This window comes from Yokenella regensburgei, assembly GCF_003634235.1.
In the GTDB taxonomy this organism is placed as follows: domain Bacteria; phylum Pseudomonadota; class Gammaproteobacteria; order Enterobacterales; family Enterobacteriaceae; genus Yokenella; species Yokenella regensburgei.
In genome coordinates this window covers 293,558-313,110 of sequence record NZ_RBIZ01000005.1, presented here as the reverse complement: position 1 = coordinate 313,110, position 19,553 = coordinate 293,558, and the positions used below count along the sequence as shown (strand labels likewise).

The 19,553-nt window shown below is 57.8% G+C and carries 13 protein-coding genes; 9 read left to right on the top strand and 4 right to left on the bottom strand.

Features of this window, described 5'->3' with window-relative positions:
• Positions 1 to 138: 138 nt before the first annotated feature.
• The 7 genes from ygfK (at position 139) to C7387_RS16525 (ending at position 12,575) form a co-directional block, all read left to right on the top strand.
• Complete coding sequence (ygfK, locus tag C7387_RS16555; protein WP_038252429.1) at positions 139 to 3,243, top strand: putative selenate reductase subunit YgfK; 3,105 nt, start codon at positions 139 to 141, stop codon at positions 3,241 to 3,243.
• Positions 3,240 to 4,574 carry a putative aminohydrolase SsnA gene (gene ssnA, locus C7387_RS16550; RefSeq protein ID WP_120817115.1) on the top strand — a complete coding sequence of 445 codons (1,335 nt, stop codon included), beginning with the start codon at positions 3,240 to 3,242 and terminating at the stop codon, positions 4,572 to 4,574. Before ygfK ends, ssnA begins: the two co-directional genes overlap by 4 nt.
• A gap of 49 nt (positions 4,575 to 4,623) precedes the next feature.
• Positions 4,624 to 5,403: a molybdopterin-dependent oxidoreductase FAD-binding subunit gene (gene ygfM, locus C7387_RS16545; protein ID WP_006816935.1), complete on the top strand. Its 780-nt coding sequence runs from the start codon at positions 4,624 to 4,626 to the stop codon at positions 5,401 to 5,403.
• Complete coding sequence (locus C7387_RS16540) at positions 5,400 to 8,270, top strand: molybdopterin-dependent oxidoreductase Mo/Fe-S-binding subunit (protein WP_120817114.1); 2,871 nt, start codon at positions 5,400 to 5,402, stop codon at positions 8,268 to 8,270. Before ygfM ends, C7387_RS16540 begins: the two co-directional genes overlap by 4 nt.
• A 177-nt stretch (positions 8,271 to 8,447) precedes the next feature.
• Positions 8,448 to 9,845, top strand: a complete 1,398-nt coding sequence (locus C7387_RS16535) for a nucleobase:cation symporter-2 family protein (RefSeq protein WP_006816933.1) — start codon at positions 8,448 to 8,450, stop codon at positions 9,843 to 9,845.
• A gap of 13 nt (positions 9,846 to 9,858) precedes the next feature.
• Complete coding sequence (guaD, locus tag C7387_RS16530; RefSeq protein ID WP_120817113.1) at positions 9,859 to 11,175, top strand: guanine deaminase; 1,317 nt, start codon at positions 9,859 to 9,861, stop codon at positions 11,173 to 11,175.
• Positions 11,176 to 11,207: 32 nt separating this feature from the next.
• Positions 11,208 to 12,575, top strand: coding sequence for an NCS2 family permease (locus tag C7387_RS16525; RefSeq protein ID WP_120817112.1), 1,368 nt, complete (start codon positions 11,208 to 11,210; stop codon positions 12,573 to 12,575).
• Positions 12,576 to 12,639: 64 nt separating this feature from the next.
• Here C7387_RS16525 and C7387_RS16520 read toward each other — a convergent pair whose 3' ends face one another.
• Positions 12,640 to 13,116: a 4Fe-4S dicluster domain-containing protein gene (locus C7387_RS16520; protein WP_038252443.1), complete on the bottom strand. Its 477-nt coding sequence runs from the start codon at positions 13,114 to 13,116 to the stop codon at positions 12,640 to 12,642.
• A complete protein-coding gene (ygfT, locus tag C7387_RS16515) occupies positions 13,113 to 15,050 on the bottom strand; it encodes a formate-dependent uric acid utilization protein YgfT (protein ID WP_120817111.1) in 1,938 nt (645 codons plus the stop codon). The genes C7387_RS16520 and ygfT overlap by 4 nt, the downstream gene beginning before the upstream one ends.
• 425 nt (positions 15,051 to 15,475) lie before the next feature.
• Here ygfT and C7387_RS16510 point away from each other — a divergent pair, with 425 nt between their 5' ends.
• Both C7387_RS16510 and C7387_RS22970 read left to right on the top strand, forming a co-directional pair.
• Positions 15,476 to 16,924 carry a nucleobase:cation symporter-2 family protein gene (locus tag C7387_RS16510; RefSeq protein WP_006816927.1) on the top strand — a complete coding sequence of 483 codons (1,449 nt, stop codon included), beginning with the start codon at positions 15,476 to 15,478 and terminating at the stop codon, positions 16,922 to 16,924.
• Between the two features lie 4 nt (positions 16,925 to 16,928).
• The gene (locus tag C7387_RS22970; protein WP_237723238.1) at positions 16,929 to 17,054 is read left to right on the top strand and encodes a hypothetical protein; all 126 of its coding nucleotides are present in this window, start codon (positions 16,929 to 16,931) and stop codon (positions 17,052 to 17,054) included.
• A gap of 90 nt (positions 17,055 to 17,144) precedes the next feature.
• Here C7387_RS22970 and C7387_RS16505 read toward each other — a convergent pair whose 3' ends face one another.
• Together C7387_RS16505 and C7387_RS16500 are read right to left on the bottom strand one after the other, a co-directional pair.
• Positions 17,145 to 18,266, bottom strand: coding sequence for a ribosomal protein uL16 3-hydroxylase (locus C7387_RS16505; RefSeq protein WP_120817110.1), 1,122 nt, complete (start codon positions 18,264 to 18,266; stop codon positions 17,145 to 17,147).
• 86 nt (positions 18,267 to 18,352) lie between these two features.
• The gene (locus C7387_RS16500; RefSeq protein ID WP_120817109.1) at positions 18,353 to 19,549 is read right to left on the bottom strand and encodes a cytochrome c; all 1,197 of its coding nucleotides are present in this window, start codon (positions 19,547 to 19,549) and stop codon (positions 18,353 to 18,355) included.
• Positions 19,550 to 19,553: the final 4 nt, after the last annotated feature.

Sequence of the window (19,553 nt, the reverse complement as noted above, 5' to 3'; positions counted from 1 at the left end):
TTTAAACATATCCAACTTCGCAACAGAATAACTGGTGCGATTGTTGCTCCATTAACCCTCAATCTATCGGTATTCCCGTGATGCCGAATGTTGATTCCACCTGATACACCACTGTGTATGAAAAAAAAGGAGAGGGTTATGGGTGATATCATGCGTCCCGTCCCATTTGAGGAACTTTTGACGCGCATTTTTGATGAGTACCACGATCACCGCTCAATTTTCGGTATTCCTGAGCAGCAATTCTATTCACCAGCCAAACAACATGATACCCGGGTTTTTGGTGAAAGCTGCGCCACGCCAATCGGCCCGGCCGCCGGTCCACACACCCAACTCGCACAGAACATCATCACCTCCTGGCTGACCGGTGGGCGCTTTATTGAGCTAAAAACCGTCCAGATCCTCGACCGCCTGGAGCTGGAAAAACCGTGTATTGATGCCGAAGATGAGTGCTTCAACACCGAGTGGTCCACGGAGTTCACCCTGCTGAAAGCCTGGGACGAATATCTGAAGGCCTGGTTTGTGCTGCACCTGCTGGAAGAAGTGTTCCCGCTGACGCCGTCATCATCCGGAAAATCCTTTATTTTCAACATGAGCGTGGGCTACAACCTCGACGGCATCAAGCAACCGCCGATGCAGCAGTTCATCGACAACATGATGGATGCCTCGGCGCATCCGAAGTTCGCCATGTACCGCGACACGTTGCAGCGCTGGCTGAACAATGAAGCCTTCCTTGACCGCCACCAGCTCAACGACATTCGCCCGCAGTTAAGCACCCTTTGCGAGCGTATTCCGGCATCCATGGTCCATGGCGTAACGCTCTCTACCATGCACGGCTGCCCGCCAGATGAAATTGAAGCCATCTGTCGCTACATGCTCGAAGAAAAATCACTCAATACCTTTGTGAAGCTGAACCCGACGCTGCTCGGCTACGCCCGTGTGCGCGAAATCCTCGATACCTGCGGCTTCGACTACGTTGGCCTGAAAGAAGAATCCTTCGATCACGACCTGAAAATCGGCCAGGCGCTCGAAATGCTGGAACGCCTGATGTCGCTTGCCAAAGACAAGCACCTCGGCTTCGGCGTTAAGCTCACCAACACCCTGGGCACCATCAACCACAAAGGGGCGCTGCCGGGTGAAGAGATGTACATGTCCGGGCGTGCGCTGTTCCCGTTGTCTATCAACGTAGCCGCCATGCTGTCCCGCGCCTTCAACGGCAAGCTGCCTATCTCCTACTCCGGCGGCGCCAGCCAGCTGACCGTACGCGATATCTTTGAAACCGGTATTCGCCCGATAACCATGGCAACCGATCTGTTGAAACCGGGCGGTTATCTGCGCCTGAGCGAGTGTATGCGCGAGCTGGAGCAGGCCGATGGCTGGGATATGACCACCATCGACGTCGCTCGTCTGGATGCGCTGGCAGAGCGCGCGGTCAGCATGGAGTACACCCAGAAACACTGGAAGCCAGAAGACCGTATTGAAGTCTCGGAAAAACTGCCGCTCACCGATTGCTACGTGGCACCGTGCGTCACCGCCTGCGCCATCAAACAGGATATTCCTGAGTACATTCGCCTGATGGGTGAGCAGCGCTACGTTGAAGCGCTGGAGCTCATCTATCAGCGCAACGCCCTGCCGGCAATCACCGGCCATATCTGCGATCACCAGTGCCAGTACAACTGTACTCGTCTGGATTACGACAGCTCCCTCAACATCCGCGAGCTTAAGAAAATCGCGCTGGAAAAAGGCTGGGAAGGCTACCAGGAACGCTGGCACAAGCCGGCTGGCTCTGGCTCACTGAACCCGGTAGCGGTGATCGGCGCAGGCCCGGCGGGTCTGGCAGCGGGTTACTTCCTTGCCCGCGCTGGCCACCCGGTCACACTGTTTGAGCGCGAAGCCAACGCTGGTGGCGTGGTCAGAAACGTCATTCCCCAGTTCCGTATCCCGGGTGAGCTCATCCAGCAGGATATCGATTTTGTCGTCGCCCACGGCGTTAACATCGTCTACGGCTGCGAGCCGGATCTGACGGTCGAAAAACTGCAGGAAGACGGCTTCAAATACGTGCTGGTCGGTGTCGGCACCGACAAAAACAGCGGTATCAAACTGCGCGGCGATAACGCTAACGTGCTGAAGTCACTGCCGTTCCTGCGTGAATACAATCGTGGCGTGGAAATGCATCTGGGTAAACACGTGGTGGTTATCGGTGCCGGTAACACCGCGATGGACTGCGCGCGGACTGCGCTGCGGATGCCAGGGGTTGAGAAAGCCACCATCGTTTACCGCCGCTCGCTGCAGGAAATGCCAGCCTGGCGTGAAGAGTACGAAGAAGCGGTACATGATGGCGTTGAATTCATGTTCCTCAGCAACCCGGAACAGTTCGATGCCGACGGCACCCTGACCGTACGCGTCATGCGTTTAGGCGAGCCGGATGAAAAAGGCCGTCGCCGCCCGGTTGAAACAGACGAAACCCGCACCATGCACGTGACCACGGTGATCACCTCGATTGGCGAGCAGCAGGACTGCGACGCGCTGGAAGCAATGGGCATTCCGATGGATGCCAGCGGCTGGCCGGAAGTTAACGCTGAGGGCGAAACACGGAAAAATGGCGTATTCCTGATTGGCGACGTCCAGCGTGGACCGTCTTCCATTGTCTCGGCGATTGGTAACGCTCGCCGCGCGTCCGACGCCATCCTTGCGCGAGAAAACATCCGTTCACACCACAGTGACAAGCACTGGAACAACGTCGACCCGGCGGAGATCTATCGCCGTAAAGGGGCGATTGTTATCGAAAACGTTGGCAAAGACGATCGCGACGCCTTCGTGGCACAGGAAGCCTCACGCTGCCTCGAATGTAACTACGTCTGCAGTAAATGCGTCGACGTCTGCCCGAATCGCGCCAACGTCTCCATTGCCGTACCAGGCTTCCAGAACCGCTTCCAGACGCTGCACCTTGATGCCTACTGCAACGAGTGCGGTAACTGCGCCCAGTTCTGCCCATGGCAGGGTAAACCGTACAAAGACAAGCTCACCGTGTTCAGCCTGCCGCAGGATTTCACCAACAGCACTAACCCTGGCTTCTTTGTGGAAGACGACCGGGTACACGTGCGCCAGGGCAGCGAAACCTGGGTTCTGAATATCGATGAGGGTGGCGAGTTTGAACAGATCCCGCCACAGCTGGAAGACATGTGCCGCATCATCAGCCAGGTACATCAACATCACCACTACCTGTTGGGAGGCGTCGAAGTATGAGTATGTTAATCCTGAAAAATGCCACCGCCGTGCAGCTTTATCCGGCGAGCGTGCAGGAAAACGTCGATATCGCGATTGAAGGGGATGTGATCCGCGAAGTAGGGAGTGCGCTGAGCCAGCGCTACCCCGATGCGCGCGTTAAAGAGATGCACGGCAAGATTGTGATGCCGGGGATCGTCTGCTCGCACAACCACTTCTACTCTGGCTTGTCACGTGGGGTTCAGGCCAACATCGCCCCGTGCCCGGATTTCATCTCTACGCTGAAAAACCTGTGGTGGAGGCTCGACCGCGCGCTCGACGAAGAGTCTCTCTATTACAGCGGCCTTATCTGCTCGATGGAGGCTATCCGCAGCGGCTGTACTTCGGTTATCGACCACCACGCGTCGCCAAACTACATTGCTGGCTCCCTGAGCCAGCTGCGAAACGCCTTCCTGAAAGTGGGTCTGCGTGGCATGACCTGCTTCGAAACCACCAACCGTAACGGCGGGCAGAAAGAGCAGCAGGACAGCGTGGAAGAGAATATCCGCTTCGCTCGCGAAATTGACGCCGCCCGTACCAAAGGCCAGGAACCTTACCTGGTGGAAGCGCACATCGGCGCCCACGCGCCGTTTACCCTCTCCGACGAGGGGCTGTCGATGCTGCGCGAAGCCACTATCGCTACCGGTCGCGGTCTGCACATCCACGCGGCTGAGGATAAATACGACGTTTCTCACAGCCATCATCACTACGGTAAAGACCTGCTGGAAAGACTGGCGGAGTATGACCTGATTAACAGCAAAACGCTGATCGCGCATGGCCTGTATCTTTCCGACAACGATATTCGTTTGCTGAATGAAAATGACGGTTTCCTGGTGCATAACTCGCGTTCAAACATGAACAACCAGGTGGGCTATAACCATCGCCTGACCGAGTACCGCAACCTGGCACTCGGCACCGACGGTATCGGCTCCGACATGTTCGAGGAGCTGAAGTTTGCCTTCTTCAAACATCGCGATGCCGGTGGCCCGCTGTGGCCAGACAGCTTTGCCCGCGCGCTGACTAACGGCAACACGCTGTTAAGCCGCAACTTCAACGCCAAATTTGGGCGTCTGGAAGCCGGATACAAAGCCGATCTGACCATTTGCGATTATGCCTCGCCGACGCCGCTTATTGCCGAGAACATCGCCGGTCATCTAGCGTTTGGCATTAGCGCGAATAACGTGAACAGCGTGATGGTGAATGGCGCGATGATTTACGAAGATCGCGAATTTGCCTTCGACTATGAGCCTATCTTCGCCGAAGCGAGAAAAGCTGCTGCGAAACTATGGCAGCGCATGGATGCACTGAACTAAACCCGTGACCTCCCCGCCGCTGCGGGGAGGTGCCGATGAGGATGAATTCATGATTGAGCAATTTTTCAGACCAGACTCCATCGAACAAGCGCTGGAGTTAAAAAGCCACTACAAGGAGCAAGCCGTCTGGTTTGCAGGCGGCAGTAAGCTCAATGCCATGCCCGGACGCACCGATAAGCGTATCGCCATCTCGCTGGAAGACCTGTCCCTGGACTGGGCCGACTGGGATAACGGCTGCCTGCGCATCGGGTTGATGTCCAGACTGCAGACGCTCCGGGAACTCAACTTCATCCCCGACGCCCTGTATGACGCGCTGGGGTTCATTGATTCTCGTCACCTGCGTAATCAGTCGACTCTCGGTGGTGAAATTGCCGCCTGTCAGGAAGAGTCGGTGCTCATTCCGGTACTACTGGCACTGGATGCGCTGCTGGTATTTGCCAACGGTGACACGCTGCCGCTCGAAGCCTGGCTCGCCTCCCGAGACGATCAGCTGTTAACCGAAATTGTTATCCATGATCCCTTCCGTGCCTGCGCAACCCGGCGCATCAGCCGTTCCCATGCAGGGCTCTCGGTGGTGACTGCCGCCGTTGCCGTCACCAACAAAGGAGAAACGCGCATCGCCATTGACGGTGTTGCAGACATTCCTGTTCGTCTGCGTGACGTCGAAGCACAGCAGCTGGAAGGTGAAGCACTTGAGCACGCCGTGCGTGAGGCCGTCTTCCCGCGTGCGGATATTCGCGGCAGTGCCGATTATAAACGTTATATCGCAGGAGTGGCGGTAGCGGACCTGTTCGCTGACTGCCAGCAAATGGGAGAGGAATTAGCATGATCATCCATTTCAATCTGAATGACAGCGTGCGCGAGCTGAAAGTCGCACCTGGCGAAAACGTTCAACGGCTACTGTTTAACTTAGGGATGCACTCCGTACGTAACAGCGACGACGGCTTCGGCTTCGCCGGTACTGATGCCATTCTGTTCAACGGTCGCATCGTCAACGCCTCGTTACTGATTGCCGCACAGCTCGATAAAGCCATCGTGCGTACCGCTGAATCTCTGGGGAGCTGGAATCAGCTGAGCCTTGTGCAGCAGGCCATGGTCGACGTTGGCGTGGTGCAGTCGGGTTACAGCGATCCGGCCACCGCACTCATCATCAGCGATCTGCTGGACCGTATTGCCGAGCCAACTCGCGACGAGATTGACGATGCCCTGTCCGGCATTTTCAGTCGCGATGCCGGGTATCAGCAGTTCTACCAGGTTATCGAGCTGGCGATTGCCCGCAAAACCAATCCGCAGCTGGCCTCTGAATACGCCCCCACCTTCCGCGACGATCTCGCGGTTATCGGCAAGATCCACCCGAAATCAGACGCCGCGAAAATGGTGCAGGCCAAACCATGCTACGTGGAGGACCGCATCACCGCAGATGCCTGCGTCGTTAAGATGCTGCGCAGCCCGCATCCGCATGCGCTCATCACCCACCTCGACGTCAGCAAAGCAGAAGCGCTGCCCGGGGTTGTCCACGTGATCACCCACCTGAACTGCCCGGATATTTACTACACGCCGGGTGGCCAGAGCGCCCCAGAGCCCTCGCCGCTCGACCGCCGTATGTTTGGCAAAAAACTGCGTCACGTTGGCGATCGCGTTGCCGCCATTGTTGCAGAGAGCGAAGAGATTGCCATGGCGGCAATGGCGCTGATTGAGGTGGAGTACGAGGTCCTCAAACCGGTGATGTCTATCGACGAGGCGATGGCGGAAGATGCTCCGGTTATCCACGACGAACCGGTCGTGTATGGTGTCGGCGCGCCGGATACGCTGGAAGAAGATAACCATCACGCTGTCGATCGCGGCGAGCATATGATCGTTAACTTCCCAATCGGCGCCCGTCCGCGTAAAAACATCGCCGCTGGCGTTCACGGCCATATCGGTGACGTAGCGCGCGGTTTTGCCGATGCGGATGTCATCATCGAGCGTACCTACCGTTCCACTCAGGCGCAGCAGTGCCCGACGGAAACACACATCTGCTTTACCCGTATGGACGGCGATCGCCTGGTGATCCACGCCTCTACCCAGGTACCGTGGCACGTGCGCCGCCAGGTTGCGCGTATCGTCGGCATGAAGCAAAACAAGGTTCACGTCGTGAAAGAGCGCGTGGGCGGCGGCTTCGGTTCTAAGCAGGACATCCTGCTGGAGGAGGTTTGCGCCTGGGCGACCTGCGTGACCGGGCGTCCGGTCTATTTCCGCTACACCCGTGAAGAAGAGTTTATCGCGAATACCAGCCGCCACGTGGCGAAAGTCACCGTGAAACTCGGGGCGAAAAAAGATGGTCGCCTGACGGCTATCGACATGGATTTCCGTGCCAATACCGGCCCTTACGGCAACCACGCGCTGACGGTGCCGTCTAACGGCCCGGCGCTCTCGCTGCCGCTGTACCCGTGCGACAACGTGAATTTCACCGTCACCACCTACTACAGCAACATCTGTCCGGCCGGAGCCTACCAGGGCTACGGCGCGCCAAAAGGCAACTTCGCCCTCACCATGGCGCTGGCAGAGCTGGCAGAACAGCTGAAGATCGATCAGCTCGACATCATTGAACGCAACCGCGTTCACGAAGGCCAGGAGCTGAAGATCCTTGGCGCTATTGGCGAAGGGAAAGCGCCGACGTCGGTGCCAACCGCCGCCAGCTGCGCGCTGGAAGAGATCCTGCGCCAGGGTCGTGAAATGATCCAGTGGGATTCTCCGAAACCGCAGAACGGCGACTGGCGCACCGGGCGTGGTGTGGCGATCATCATGCAAAAATCCGGGATCCCGGATATCGACCAGGCCAACTGTATGGTTAAGCTGGAGTCGGACGGCACGTTCATTGTGCATTCCGGCGGTGCGGATATCGGGACCGGTCTTGATACCGTGGTCGCCAAGCTGACCGCCGAGGTGCTGCACTGCCCGCTTGAGGATGTGCACGTGATTTCCGGCGACACCGACCACGCGCTGTTTGATAAAGGCGCCTACGCCTCTTCCGGCACCTGCTTCTCCGGCAACGCGGCGCGTATGGCGGCGGAGAACCTGCTGGCGAAAATCCGCTTCCACGGTGCTGCACTTCTGGGTGAACCGGAGGAAGACGTCGAGCTGGTGGCACCGGGCGTCGTGCGCGGTAAGAAGGGCGAGATAAGCTATGCCAAAATCGCCCACGAGGCCGAGACCGGCACCGGCTTTGGCGTGCTGGTTGCGACAGCCTGCTATACCTCTCCGGACTTCGCCTTCCCGTATGGGGCTAACTTCGCGGAAGTGGCGGTGAACGTGCGCAGCGGTGAGATACGGCTTGAGAAGTTCTATGCCCTGCTTGACTGCGGCACCCCGGTGAACCCGGACCTGGCGCTGGGGCAAATCTACGGGGCTTCCCTGCGTGCTATCGGCCACAGCCTGATGGAAGAGATTATCTACGATCGTGAAGGTCACCCGATCAACCGCGATCTGCGCAGCTATGGCGCACCAAAAATTGGCGACATACCGCGCGACTTCCGTGCGGTACTGGTGCCAAGCGACGACAAAGTGGGTCCGTTTGGCGCGAAGTCGATCTCTGAGATCGGCGTTAACGGCGCGGCCCCGTCTATTGCCACCGCGATTCACGATGCCTGTGGTGTGTGGCTACGTGAATGGCACTTCACACCGGAGAAAATACTCACCGCACTAGGCAAACTGTAAGCATCGTCATTGAACGGGGCTGCCCCGCAGCCCCACACAGGTTTTACCGCATCTGCTGATCATCACTATATGAGAGACATTCTCAGGGATAGCTGTACCTGACGTTCCAGTTTGACGATTAAGCGGATGGTAAGCAGTCGTTTCAGATGATCAAATTTACTTTGAAGGAGTGAAGGGATGTCTGATATTACCCAGTCCGAATCCGATCTTATTTATAAGCTGGAAGATAAACCACCGATGAGACAGGGCCTGCTTGGCGCCATTACTCATCTGCTCGCCATTTTTGTTCCGATGGTCACCCCCGCACTGATCGTCGGTGCCTCACTAAAGCTCTCCACCGAAACCACCGCCTATCTGGTCTCTATGGCGATGATCGCCTCCGGCGTAGGCACCTGGTTACAGGTTAACCGCTACGGACGAGTCGGCTCTGGCCTGCTCTCCATTCAGTCCGTTAACTTCTCGTTCGTGACCGCAATGATCGCCATCGGGACCAGTATGCGCAGCGACGGCATTCACGAAGAGCTGATTATGTCTTCCCTGCTGGGCGTGTCGTTTGTCGGCGCCTTTCTGGTCGTTGGCTCCTCTTTCGTGCTCCCTTATCTGCGGCGTGTCATTACCCCAACCGTCAGCGGCGTTGTGGTACTGATGATTGGTCTGAGCCTGATTAAGGTCGGTATTATCGATTTTGGCGGCGGTCTGGCCGCCAAAAACAGCGGCACTTTCGGGGATTATCAGAATATCGGTCTCGGCCTTCTGGTGCTGCTGGTGGTTATCGGTTTCAACTGCATGCGCAGCCCGTTAATGCGCATGTGTGGGATAGCCGTCGGGCTGATGGTGGGGTATCTCGTCGCGCTGTGCCTCGGCATGGTTGATTTTAGCGTGATGCGTAACCTGCCGCTCATCACCATCCCGCAGCCGTTCAAGTACGGCTTCTCCTTCGATTTTCATCAGTTTCTGGTCGTCGGCATCATCTACCTGCTGAGCGTGCTGGAAGCAGTCGGCTCCATCACCGCCACCGCCATTGTATCTCAGCAGCCGGTCGAGGGAGATGAATACCAGCAGCGGCTGAAGGGCGGCGTGCTGGCAGACGGCCTGGTGTCGGTGATTGCCTCGGCGCTCGGTTCGCTGCCGCTCACTACCTTTGCGCAGAATAATGGCGTTATCCAGATGACCGGCGTGGCGTCGCGCTATGTCGGCAAAATCATCGCCGTGCTGCTGGTTATCCTCGGCCTGTTCCCGGTTATCGGCCGCTTCTTTACCACTTTTCCGGCTCCGGTGCTCGGCGGTGCGATGACGCTGATGTTCTCGATGATCGCCATTGCCGGGATCCGCATCATCATCACCAACGGCCTGAAGCGCCGTGAAACGCTGATTGTGGCCACGTCCCTCGGGCTCGGCCTTGGCGTCTCTTACGATCCAGCTCTGTTCCAGGCGCTGCCCGCGTCTATCTACGTGCTGGTCGAAAACCCTATCTGCGCCGGGGGCTTAACCGCCATCATCCTTAACTTGCTCATTCCTCTACGCCGCGAAGAACCGGTTATCGCCACCGACGCTACCGTTAACGAACTGGAATAAAAAGGAAATCAGTATGTCAGGAGAACACAACTTAAAAGCCGTACGTGGCAGCTTCCTTGACGTCACTCGTACCGTTGAGCATCCGGAAGAAATTGAATCGGCGCTGCGCTTTACCGAAGACGGTCTGATGCTTATCCGCGAAGGGAAAGTCGAGTGGATTGGCGAATGGGAAACGGGTAAAGAGATGGTCCCGCCCTGCGTTCGCGTGCGCGACTATCGCGGCAAGCTGGTGGTTCCCGGCTTTGTCGATACGCATATCCACTACCCGCAGAGCGAAATGGTCGGTGCCTACGGCGAACAGCTGCTGGAGTGGCTGAACAAACATACGTTCCCGACTGAACGTCGCTACGCCGATCTCGAATATGCCCGTGAGATGTCGTCGTTCTTTTTAAAACAGCTGCTGCGCAACGGCACCACCACCGCGCTGGTGTTTGGCACCGTACATCCGGAATCCGTAGACGCGCTGTTCGAGGCCGCAAGCCACATCAATATGCGGATGATCGCCGGTAAGGTGATGATGGACAGGAACGCCCCGGACTATCTCCTCGATACGGTGGAGAGCAGTTATCAGCAAAGCAAAGCGCTCATTGAGCGCTGGCACAACCATGGCCGCCTGCAGTATGCCATTACGCCGCGCTTTGCGCCGACCTCCACGCCGGAGCAGCTGGCCGTCGCCCACCGTTTGCGCGAAGAGTATCCCGATACCTGGGTACATACGCATCTGTGTGAAAACGTGGATGAAATCGCCTGGGTTAAGGCGTTGTTTCCGGAGCACGACGGCTACCTCGACGTCTATCACCAGTTTGGGCTGACCGGCAGAAAATCGGTCTTCGCCCACTGCGTACATCTGGAAGAAAAAGAGTGGGATTGCCTGCGCGACACCCGTTCCTCTATCGCCTTCTGCCCGACCTCCAACCTGTATCTCGGCAGCGGGTTATTCAACCTGCAAAAGGCCTGGCACAAAAAGGTGGCGGTCGGGATGGGGACCGACATTGGCGCCGGAACCACCTTCAACATGCTGCAAACCCTGAACGAGGCCTACAAGGTGATGCAGCTGCAGGGGGCCAGACTCTCGGCTTTCGAGGCCTTTTACCTCGCGACGCTTGGTGGCGCGCACTCGCTGGATCTCGACCACTGTATTGGCAACTTCAATATTGGCAAAGAGGCTGACTTTGTGGTGCTGGAACCTACCGCCACCCCGCTTCAGCAGCTGCGCTACGACAACTCGGTGTCACTCATCGACAAGCTGTTCGTCATGATGACTCTGGGCGATGACCGTTCCATTTATCGTACTTATGTTGATGGCCGTCTGGTTTATGAACGTACCTGACGCTATTTCCACTATCAAGCAGGGGAATGACAATGGCAGACGATTCGCTTAACACACCGGGTACCGCGCAACCGCGCAGCGCCCTCGACAACTACTTTAAAATCACCGAACGCGGCAGCTCAACCCGCCAGGAGATACTCGCCGGTTTAACCACCTTTCTGGCGATGGTGTACTCGGTCATTGTGGTGCCGGGCATGCTGGGCAAGGCCGGGTTTTCACCGGGTGCCGTTTTCGTTGCCACCTGCCTGGTGGCCGGGTTCGGCTCGCTGTTAATGGGGCTGTGGGCTAACCTGCCGATGGCTATCGGCTGTGCGATTTCACTCACCGCCTTTACCGCCTTCAGCCTGGTGCTGGGGCAGCATATTCCCATCCCCGTCGCGCTGGGAGCGGTGTTCCTGATGGGGGTTATCTTCACCGCCATCTCGGTAACCGGGGTGCGAACCTGGATCCTGCGCAATCTGCCGATGGGGATAGCGCACGGCACCGGGATCGGCATTGGGCTGTTTCTGCTGCTAATCGCCGCAAACGGCGTCGGTCTGGTGATTAAGAACCCGCTCGACGGGATGCCGGTGGCGCTGGGGGCGTTCACCTCGTTCCCGGTCGCCATGGCGCTGCTCGGCCTTGCCGCTATCTTTGGTCTGGAGAAGAGCAAAGTGCCCGGTGGGATCCTGCTGGTTATCATCGCAATCTCTATTATCGGGCTGATATTCGACCCGGCGGTGAAGTACCACGGCCTGGTCGCGATGCCGAAGATGCAGGATGAGGCGGGAAATTCGCTGATGTTCACCCTCGACATCATGGGTGCCCTGCAGCCGTACGTGCTGCCGAGCGTGCTGGCGCTGGTGATGACTGCGGTGTTTGATGCCACCGGCACCATCCGCGCGGTGGCCGGCCAGGGGAATTTACTCGATGAAAACAATCAGATAATCAACGGCGGAAAGGCATTAACCAGCGACTCGGTGAGCTCTATCTTCTCGGGCCTGGTGGGTGCGGCTCCGGCTGCGGTGTATATCGAGTCCGCCGCCGGAACGGCTGCAGGTGGGAAAACGGGCCTTACCGCCGTGGTGGTTGGCCTGCTGTTCCTGCTGGTGCTGTTCCTGTCACCGCTGGCGTACCTTATCCCCGGCTATGCCACGGCACCGGCGCTGATGTATGTGGGCCTGTTGATGCTGAGTAACGTCACCAAACTCGACTTCAACGACTTTATCGACGCCATGTCGGGGCTGGTTTGCGCGGTATTTATCGTTCTGACCTGTAACATCGTAACCGGCATCATGCTGGGCTTTGTCACCCTGGTGGTCGGCAGGGTCTTTTCCGGCGAGTGGCGCAAGCTGAACGTCGGTACCGTGGCGATTGCCCTCATTCTGGTGGTGTTCTACGCGGGAGGCTGGGCTATCTAAACTAAAAAGCCGGGTTAGCATGATGCTACCCGGCTTTTTTACGCACTGCGGTTAACGGATGTGGTTAACAGGAGTAGAGACCCGCGCTGGCAACCACTCTCTGTCTTTGCAACGCCACCAGCATTTCATCGGTCATGACGCTCAGAGCAAACGTCGGACAAACCTCGACGCAGGCGGGCCCCTGCTCACGGTGACCACAGAGATCGCACTTCACAATCGCTGGCGGCTGCTTCGCTGCCACTTCAATGGTAATTGCGCCAAACGGACAGGCCACAGCGCAGCTCTGGCAGCCGATACAGCGCGAAGGATCCGCTTCTACCGCCTCTTTACCCATCCGCAGTGCCGCCACCGGACAAGCGGCAACACAGGGAGCGTTTTCACACTGATGGCACATCACCGGCACGCTGAGATGGTCAAGGCGCAGCACCTTGAGCCGTGGGGCAAAAGGCGCTGACGGCGAAACGTGCTCCAGCGCGCAGGCCACCTCACAGGTTCTACAACCAATGCATGCTTCAGGACTGGCAACGATAAAACTGGTCATGTAGCCTCCTCGTCAAACATGGTCAGCATTTCGCGGGCTGCCTGTCGACCGGCGACCATCGCCGTCACCACCAGATCGGCGCCGTGCACGGCGTCACCGCCCGCAAAAATCTTCCGGTTACTGGTTTGCGTGGTACCGCAACCTTTCCCGCCGGTGCGAATTTGCCCCCAGCGGTCAAGCGCCACGCCCTGCCCGCGCAGCCACGGCATCTCGTGGGCCTGGAATCCAAAGGCCATGATCAGCACGTCGGCGGCTAACTCGAATTCCGAACCGGGGATCGGGCGCGGACGGCGACGACCATCCGGCCCCGGCTCGCCCATCTCGGTACGGATAAGGCCGATGGCGGTCACCTGACCTTTACGCCCCCGCGAGATGTACTGCGGCTGAACGTTAAACAGAAACTCCACGCCCTCTTCCCGGGCATTAACCACTTCTTTTTTCGAGCCCGGCATGCTCAGCTCATCGCGTCGGTAGGCGCAGGTCACGCTGGCGGCACCGCGACGAATCGAGGTTCGCAGGCAGTCCATGGCGGTATCCCCCCCGCCCAGCACCACCACGTTTTTCCCCTGGATTTCGGTTAACGGATACTCGCTGCTCTCTTCAAGCGACATCACTTCGCGGGTGCTGGCAATCAGGAACGGCAGCGCCTGGATAACCCCCGGTGCATCTTCCCCTTCCAGCCCCGCCGCCATCAGCCCGTAGGTGCCAACGCCGAGGAATACCGCATCGTAATCGTTCATCAGGCTGTCGAACTCGACGTCGCGACCCACCTCCTGATTGAGGTGGAACTGGATCCCCATGTTGCTGAAGATCTCACGACGCATGCTGAGCACGGTTTTATCAAGCTTGAACGGCGGGATCCCGAAGGTCAGCAGACCGCCGATTTCCGGGTGCCTGTCAAAGACGTCGACCTTCACGCCAGCGCGCGCGAGAATATCGGCGCAGCCCAACCCAGCCGGACCCGCGCCGATAATGGCAACGCGTTCGGCGCGTGGCTGCACGGCGCTAAGATCTGGCCGCCAGCCCATCGCCAGCGCGGTATCGGTGATGTAGCGCTCGAGGTTACCAATGGCCACCGCACCGTTGCGGCTCTTCAGCGTACAGGCGCCTTCACACAGGCGGTCCTGCGGACACACGCGGCCGCAGATTTCCGGCAGGGTACTGCTGTCATGGCACAGCTCGGCGGCCCCGATGATGTCGCCCTCATTGACCAGACGGATAAAATCAGGAATGTGGTTGTGCAGCGGGCAGGTCCAGTTACACCACGCCTTCTGCGCACAGTAGAGGCAACGGGTGCTTTCATACTCCGCTTCACGGGCATCAAGCCCTTGATAAATCTCTTTGAAATGGGTTTTTCGCTCCTGCGCCGGAACCTTGCTCGCACCTTTACGATCGGTCTTGTCGAGCAGGATTTCCTTACGGGAAGGCGTTTTCGCCTGCGCCGACTGACCCTGCGCGGCGCGCACCCGGCGGCTGTTGCGCAGCTGGTTCAGCCCGTCTTCATCCATCAGCCGCAGCGCCTGCGTCGGGCAGTTCGCCACACAGGCTGGCTTACCCGAAGGATGCTGCTGGCAAAGATCGCATTTGTGCGCCAGCAGCGGCGCCTCTTCGTTAGCCGCAACCATGTCGATCGCGCCAAACGGGCAGGCGATCACACAATTTTTGCAGCCGATACAGCGGGATTGATCGAGCTGAACGCTACGGTTTTCTACCCGCAGGGCATCCGTTGGACAAGAGGTGACACAGGGGGCATCGTTACAGTGGCGGCAGGTTGTCGTGCTGCTTGAGGTTTCTTTGGCAAAAACGTGGATCCGGGGCAAAAACTCGCTGCGATGCTGTGGCCAGCCATCCTGATGGTGTGCCGTGACGCAGGCTACTTCACAGGCATGGCAACCAATGCACTCAGACGCATCGGCGACAATAAATTTATTCATGCGCTACCCTTTTATTGTTTTAACTTCAACAGAAGGTCGCGATGCAAAAACCGGGCTTATTTTCTTCGCAGGGTCAGTCTTAATCCGTTTTTGCGAGGCACTTCAAAAAAAGCCGCGAATGCGACCAGCGAAAAATAATCACGCTGCGGATCTCTCTCAGCCAGAATCATCTTGCGATTCAGAATGATTAATTTTCTCTCAATTTGAGAAAAGAACGTCGCGCTATTCTTTCACTTTTCTCCTCTCCAGACCGCACCAGACGGCCTTTCTGTGATTGTCGCCGCATTTCAAATACTTTCCTCCTTTCGAACGAAAAACTGGCACTCGATAAGCATGTACTCAGCGGTGTTACTTTTCATCATTCTGTACTCTCCCACAGCCGGGCCAGGAGCGCCGGAAAGACGGGTAAACAAGGAGAAAAAGTTATGAGCGCCATAGATTCTCAGCCACCATCGGTCTCTGGCAGCCCCCACGAAATTGATGAGGTGGATCGGATACTATCCCCAGGAAAGCTTATCATTTTGGGCTTGCAACACGTTTTGGTTATGTACGCTGGCGCTGTCGCCGTGCCCCTTATGGTGGGCGACAGGCTGGGCCTTAGTAAAGAAACCATCGCTCTGTTAATCAGTTCAGATCTCTTCTGCTGCGGTATCGTCACGCTGCTGCAGTGTATTGGGATCGGGCGATTCATGGGGATACGTCTACCGGTGATTATGTCCGTCACCTTTGCGGCCGTGACACCAATGCTGGCAATCGGTCTTAACCCTGATATTGGGCTGATGGGGATCTTCGGCGCCACTATCGGTGCCGGGATCATCACGACGCTGCTCGCGCCCCTGATTGGCCGCCTGATGCCGCTGTTCCCGCCGTTGGTCACCGGGATTGTCATCACCTCCATCGGCCTAAGCATTATTCAGGTGGGCATTGACTGGGCCGCCGGCGGCAAAGGCAACCCGGAGTACGGTAGCCCTATCTATCTGGGGATTTCGTTTGCCGTTCTGCTGTTTATTTTGTTGATTACCCGTTTTGCCAAAGGCTTTTTGTCGAACGTGGCGGTACTGCTGGGGATAGTCTTCGGCTTTGTGCTGTCGCTAATGATGAATGAAGTTAACCTCGCCGGACTGGGGGAAGCGAAATGGTTCGCCATCGTCACCCCGATGGCGTTAGGCACCCCGGTGTTCGACCCAATCTCGATTCTGACCATGACCGCCGTGATGATCATTGTCTTTATCGAGTCGATGGGGATGTTCCTCGCCCTGGGCGAGATAGTCGGTCGTAAGCTCACCTCGCAGGATATCATTCGCGGCCTGCGCGTTGATGGCGTCGGCACCCTGTTTGGCGGCATCTTCAACAGCTTCCCGCACACCTCATTCTCCCAGAACATCGGGCTGGTGAGCGTTACCGGGGTATACAGCCGTTGGGTGTGTATCGCCTCCGGTGCCATTCTGCTGATTTTCGGTATGGTGCCGAAAATGGGAATACTGGTTGCCTCAATTCCGCAGTTTGTCCTGGGCGGTGCGGGGCTGGTGATGTTCGGAATGGTGCTAGCAACCGGGATCCGCATCCTGGCGCGCTGCAACTACAAGACGAATCGCTACAACCTGTACATCGTCGCCATCAGCCTGGGGGTCGGCATGACGCCCACCTTATCGCAGAACTTTTTCTCTAAATTTCCTGCCGATCTGCAGCCGCTGCTGCACAGCGGGATCATGCTTGCCACCATTGCGGCGGTAACCCTGAATCTGTTCTTCAACGGTTACAAGCACAATACCGGGCTTGCAGAGGAAGATCCTAACGCGCCGAAGCGGTCACCACGTACCGTGCGCATGTGGTTGTTAATGCGAAAAGTGAAGAAGAGTCAAGACGATGAGTGACAAAATGGCTTTTGCGCTGCGCTGTCTGCTGGGGACGCTGCTGCTCATGCTAATCTCGATCCCAGTGGTGTCAGATTGTGTTGCCATTGCCATTGAAAGCCGTTTTCATTATTTAATGCTGATGATGTAACACACCGACCAGCCCGAACCACATGCGTTCGCCGCTGGACAAGCACTAAAGAAAACCCCGCCATATGGCGGGGTTTTTGACTTGCGGGATTTACTCGTCGAAGTACCAGTAACCCTGGTTCACCAGCGCCGTCAGTTCGGCAATGAAGGTCGGGTTCTGCAACGCGTCGCCCAGCTCTTCCTGCCCGAGCAGGGTGTAACGGCACAGCGCATCGGCGGCGGTCGCATCGCTCACGTCTAACGGCTCGCTGTTCACGAAGCAGCTACCGCCCACGTTCAGCACCCGCAGCCCGCTCAGGCGAGACAGCACTTCGCCACCGAGCAGCGCATCCTGCAGCTCATCCGGCGTGTACGGCGGCTCTGCCGGGGCAATGTCCAGCTCGTGGCGCGGCGTAGTGACAAAGCTGCCGAACCACTGAGTGAAGTCTTCCGGCTTGCTTATCATGTCGAACATCATCTGGCGAAGACGCGCCATCTCATACTCTTCCACCCGGCCCGGGTGCTCGCGGCAGGTGAAATCCGGATCGCTGTAGTGTTCACCGCCAAGATCGTTTTCCAGCGCGTAGTCGGCAAAGCTGCTGATGAGGTCGCGACCGTTCGGCCCACGGAAACCCACGGAGTAGTTCAGCGCGGTTTCATGGGTGAAGCCGTCATGCGGGAATCCCGGCGGAATATAAAGAATATCGCCCGGCTCGAGATCTTCATCGATGATCGGCTCAAACGGATCGACGTGCAGCAGCGCCGGGTGCGGGCAGAACTGACGCATCGGCAGCTTGTCGCCCACGCGCCAGCGGCGGCTTCCCATGCCCTGGATGATGAACACATCATACTGATCGATGTGCGGGCCAACGCCACCGCCCGGCACCGAGAAGGAGATCATCAGGTCGTCTAACCGCCAGTCCGGCAGAACGCGGAACGGACGCACCAGCTCAGCGGCAGGCGCATGCCAGTGGTTCACCGCCTGCGCCAGCAGCGACCAGCCGGTTTCGCCTAAGCCATCGAAATCTTCGAAGGGGCCGTTGCTGGCCTGCCATTTACCGTTGAAATGGCTGACCAGGCGGCTGTCGACTTCCGGCTCCATTGCCAGCCCCGCCAGTTCGTCTGGCGTGATGGGGTCAACGAAGTTCGGAAAAGCATTTTTCAGAACAACAGGTTTTTTTTGCCAGTATTTCTCTAAAAATTCCGGCCAGTTCAGATTCAGTTGATACGCCATAGGTCACACCAGTGAGAGGACAAACGGGCCTGATTATAAAAAAGCTCAGGCCGCATTTGCCTTGTCAGCGGTCAACCTTTCGGCACCTAAGGTGACGTTTGTTTTATCACCTTGTTAACGTCGTTGCTGTTCACCTCCGGCGCGCCGTTGCCCCAGCTCTCTCTGAGGTAGTTGGTGACGTCGCGAATATCGTCGTCGCTCATCACGTCGCCATAGGCAGGCATACGGAACGAGACGCTGCCTTTGGTGTTCGGGGTTTCAGCCCCCTGCGCTATCACCCGGATGAGCGGCGTAGGGTCCGCCACCTGCAGCATCGGGTTACCGCTGAGCGCCGGCACGTTATCATCGGTACCCTGCCCTGACGGGCCGTGACAGGTAGAACAGTAGCGCATATAAAGCGTTTTACCGTCCAGATTCGAGGGTACATCCGCCAGCGGCGGCATCGGCGACGGTGCTGAGCTGCTGCGGTTGAGGCTCAGCAGGTAGTGGACGATGGCGTTGGCGTCGTTGTCGGTCAGGTACTGAGTACTCTGCTCAACCACTTCGACCATCGAGCCAGAAATCGCCGCATGTTTACTGCGCCCGGTAAGCAGCAACGCCTTCAGCTCTTCCGGCGGCATGTTAATGGTGCGCAGCGACGGCGCATACCAGCCGTCAATCATCGCCCCGCTGAGGTACGCCGGATCGCTGTCGCCGTAGGCTTCTTCGTTCATTGCCGCGCCGCGCGGAGTATGGCAGGCCCCGCAGTGCCCGGCGCCCTGTACAAGGTACGCCCCACGTTTCACCAGATCGCCGTCGTCGTCAGCCGCCTTCACGTCGGCGGGCGAGTCGGCATACAGTGCATTCCAGATATGCAGCGGCCAGCGGGCGGAGAGCGGCCACGGGATCTCGCTTTCACGGTTAGCGGTGGCGGAAGGCGGTACGTCATGCATGAAATAGTCATACAGCGCCTTCACGTCTTTATCCGACATTCTGGCGTACGACGGATACGGCATCGCCGGGTACAGCGGGTGCCCGTCTTTCGCTATCCCCTGACGAACGGCTTTTTCGAAATCTTCATAGCTGTAGTTACCGATACCATGGGTTTTGTCCGGCGTAATGTTAGTGGAGAAAATGTCCCCTACCGGCGTGGGAAACCTTTTGCCACCGGCGTTGGCATCCCCGCCCTCGGCGGTGTGGCAGGCCATACAGTCGGCAACGCGGGCAACGTACTCCCCTTGTGGAAGTGCGGCGTGGCTTGCCGCCGAGAACAGCAGGCCGGCAAGAATCAGTCCAGTACGCATGATG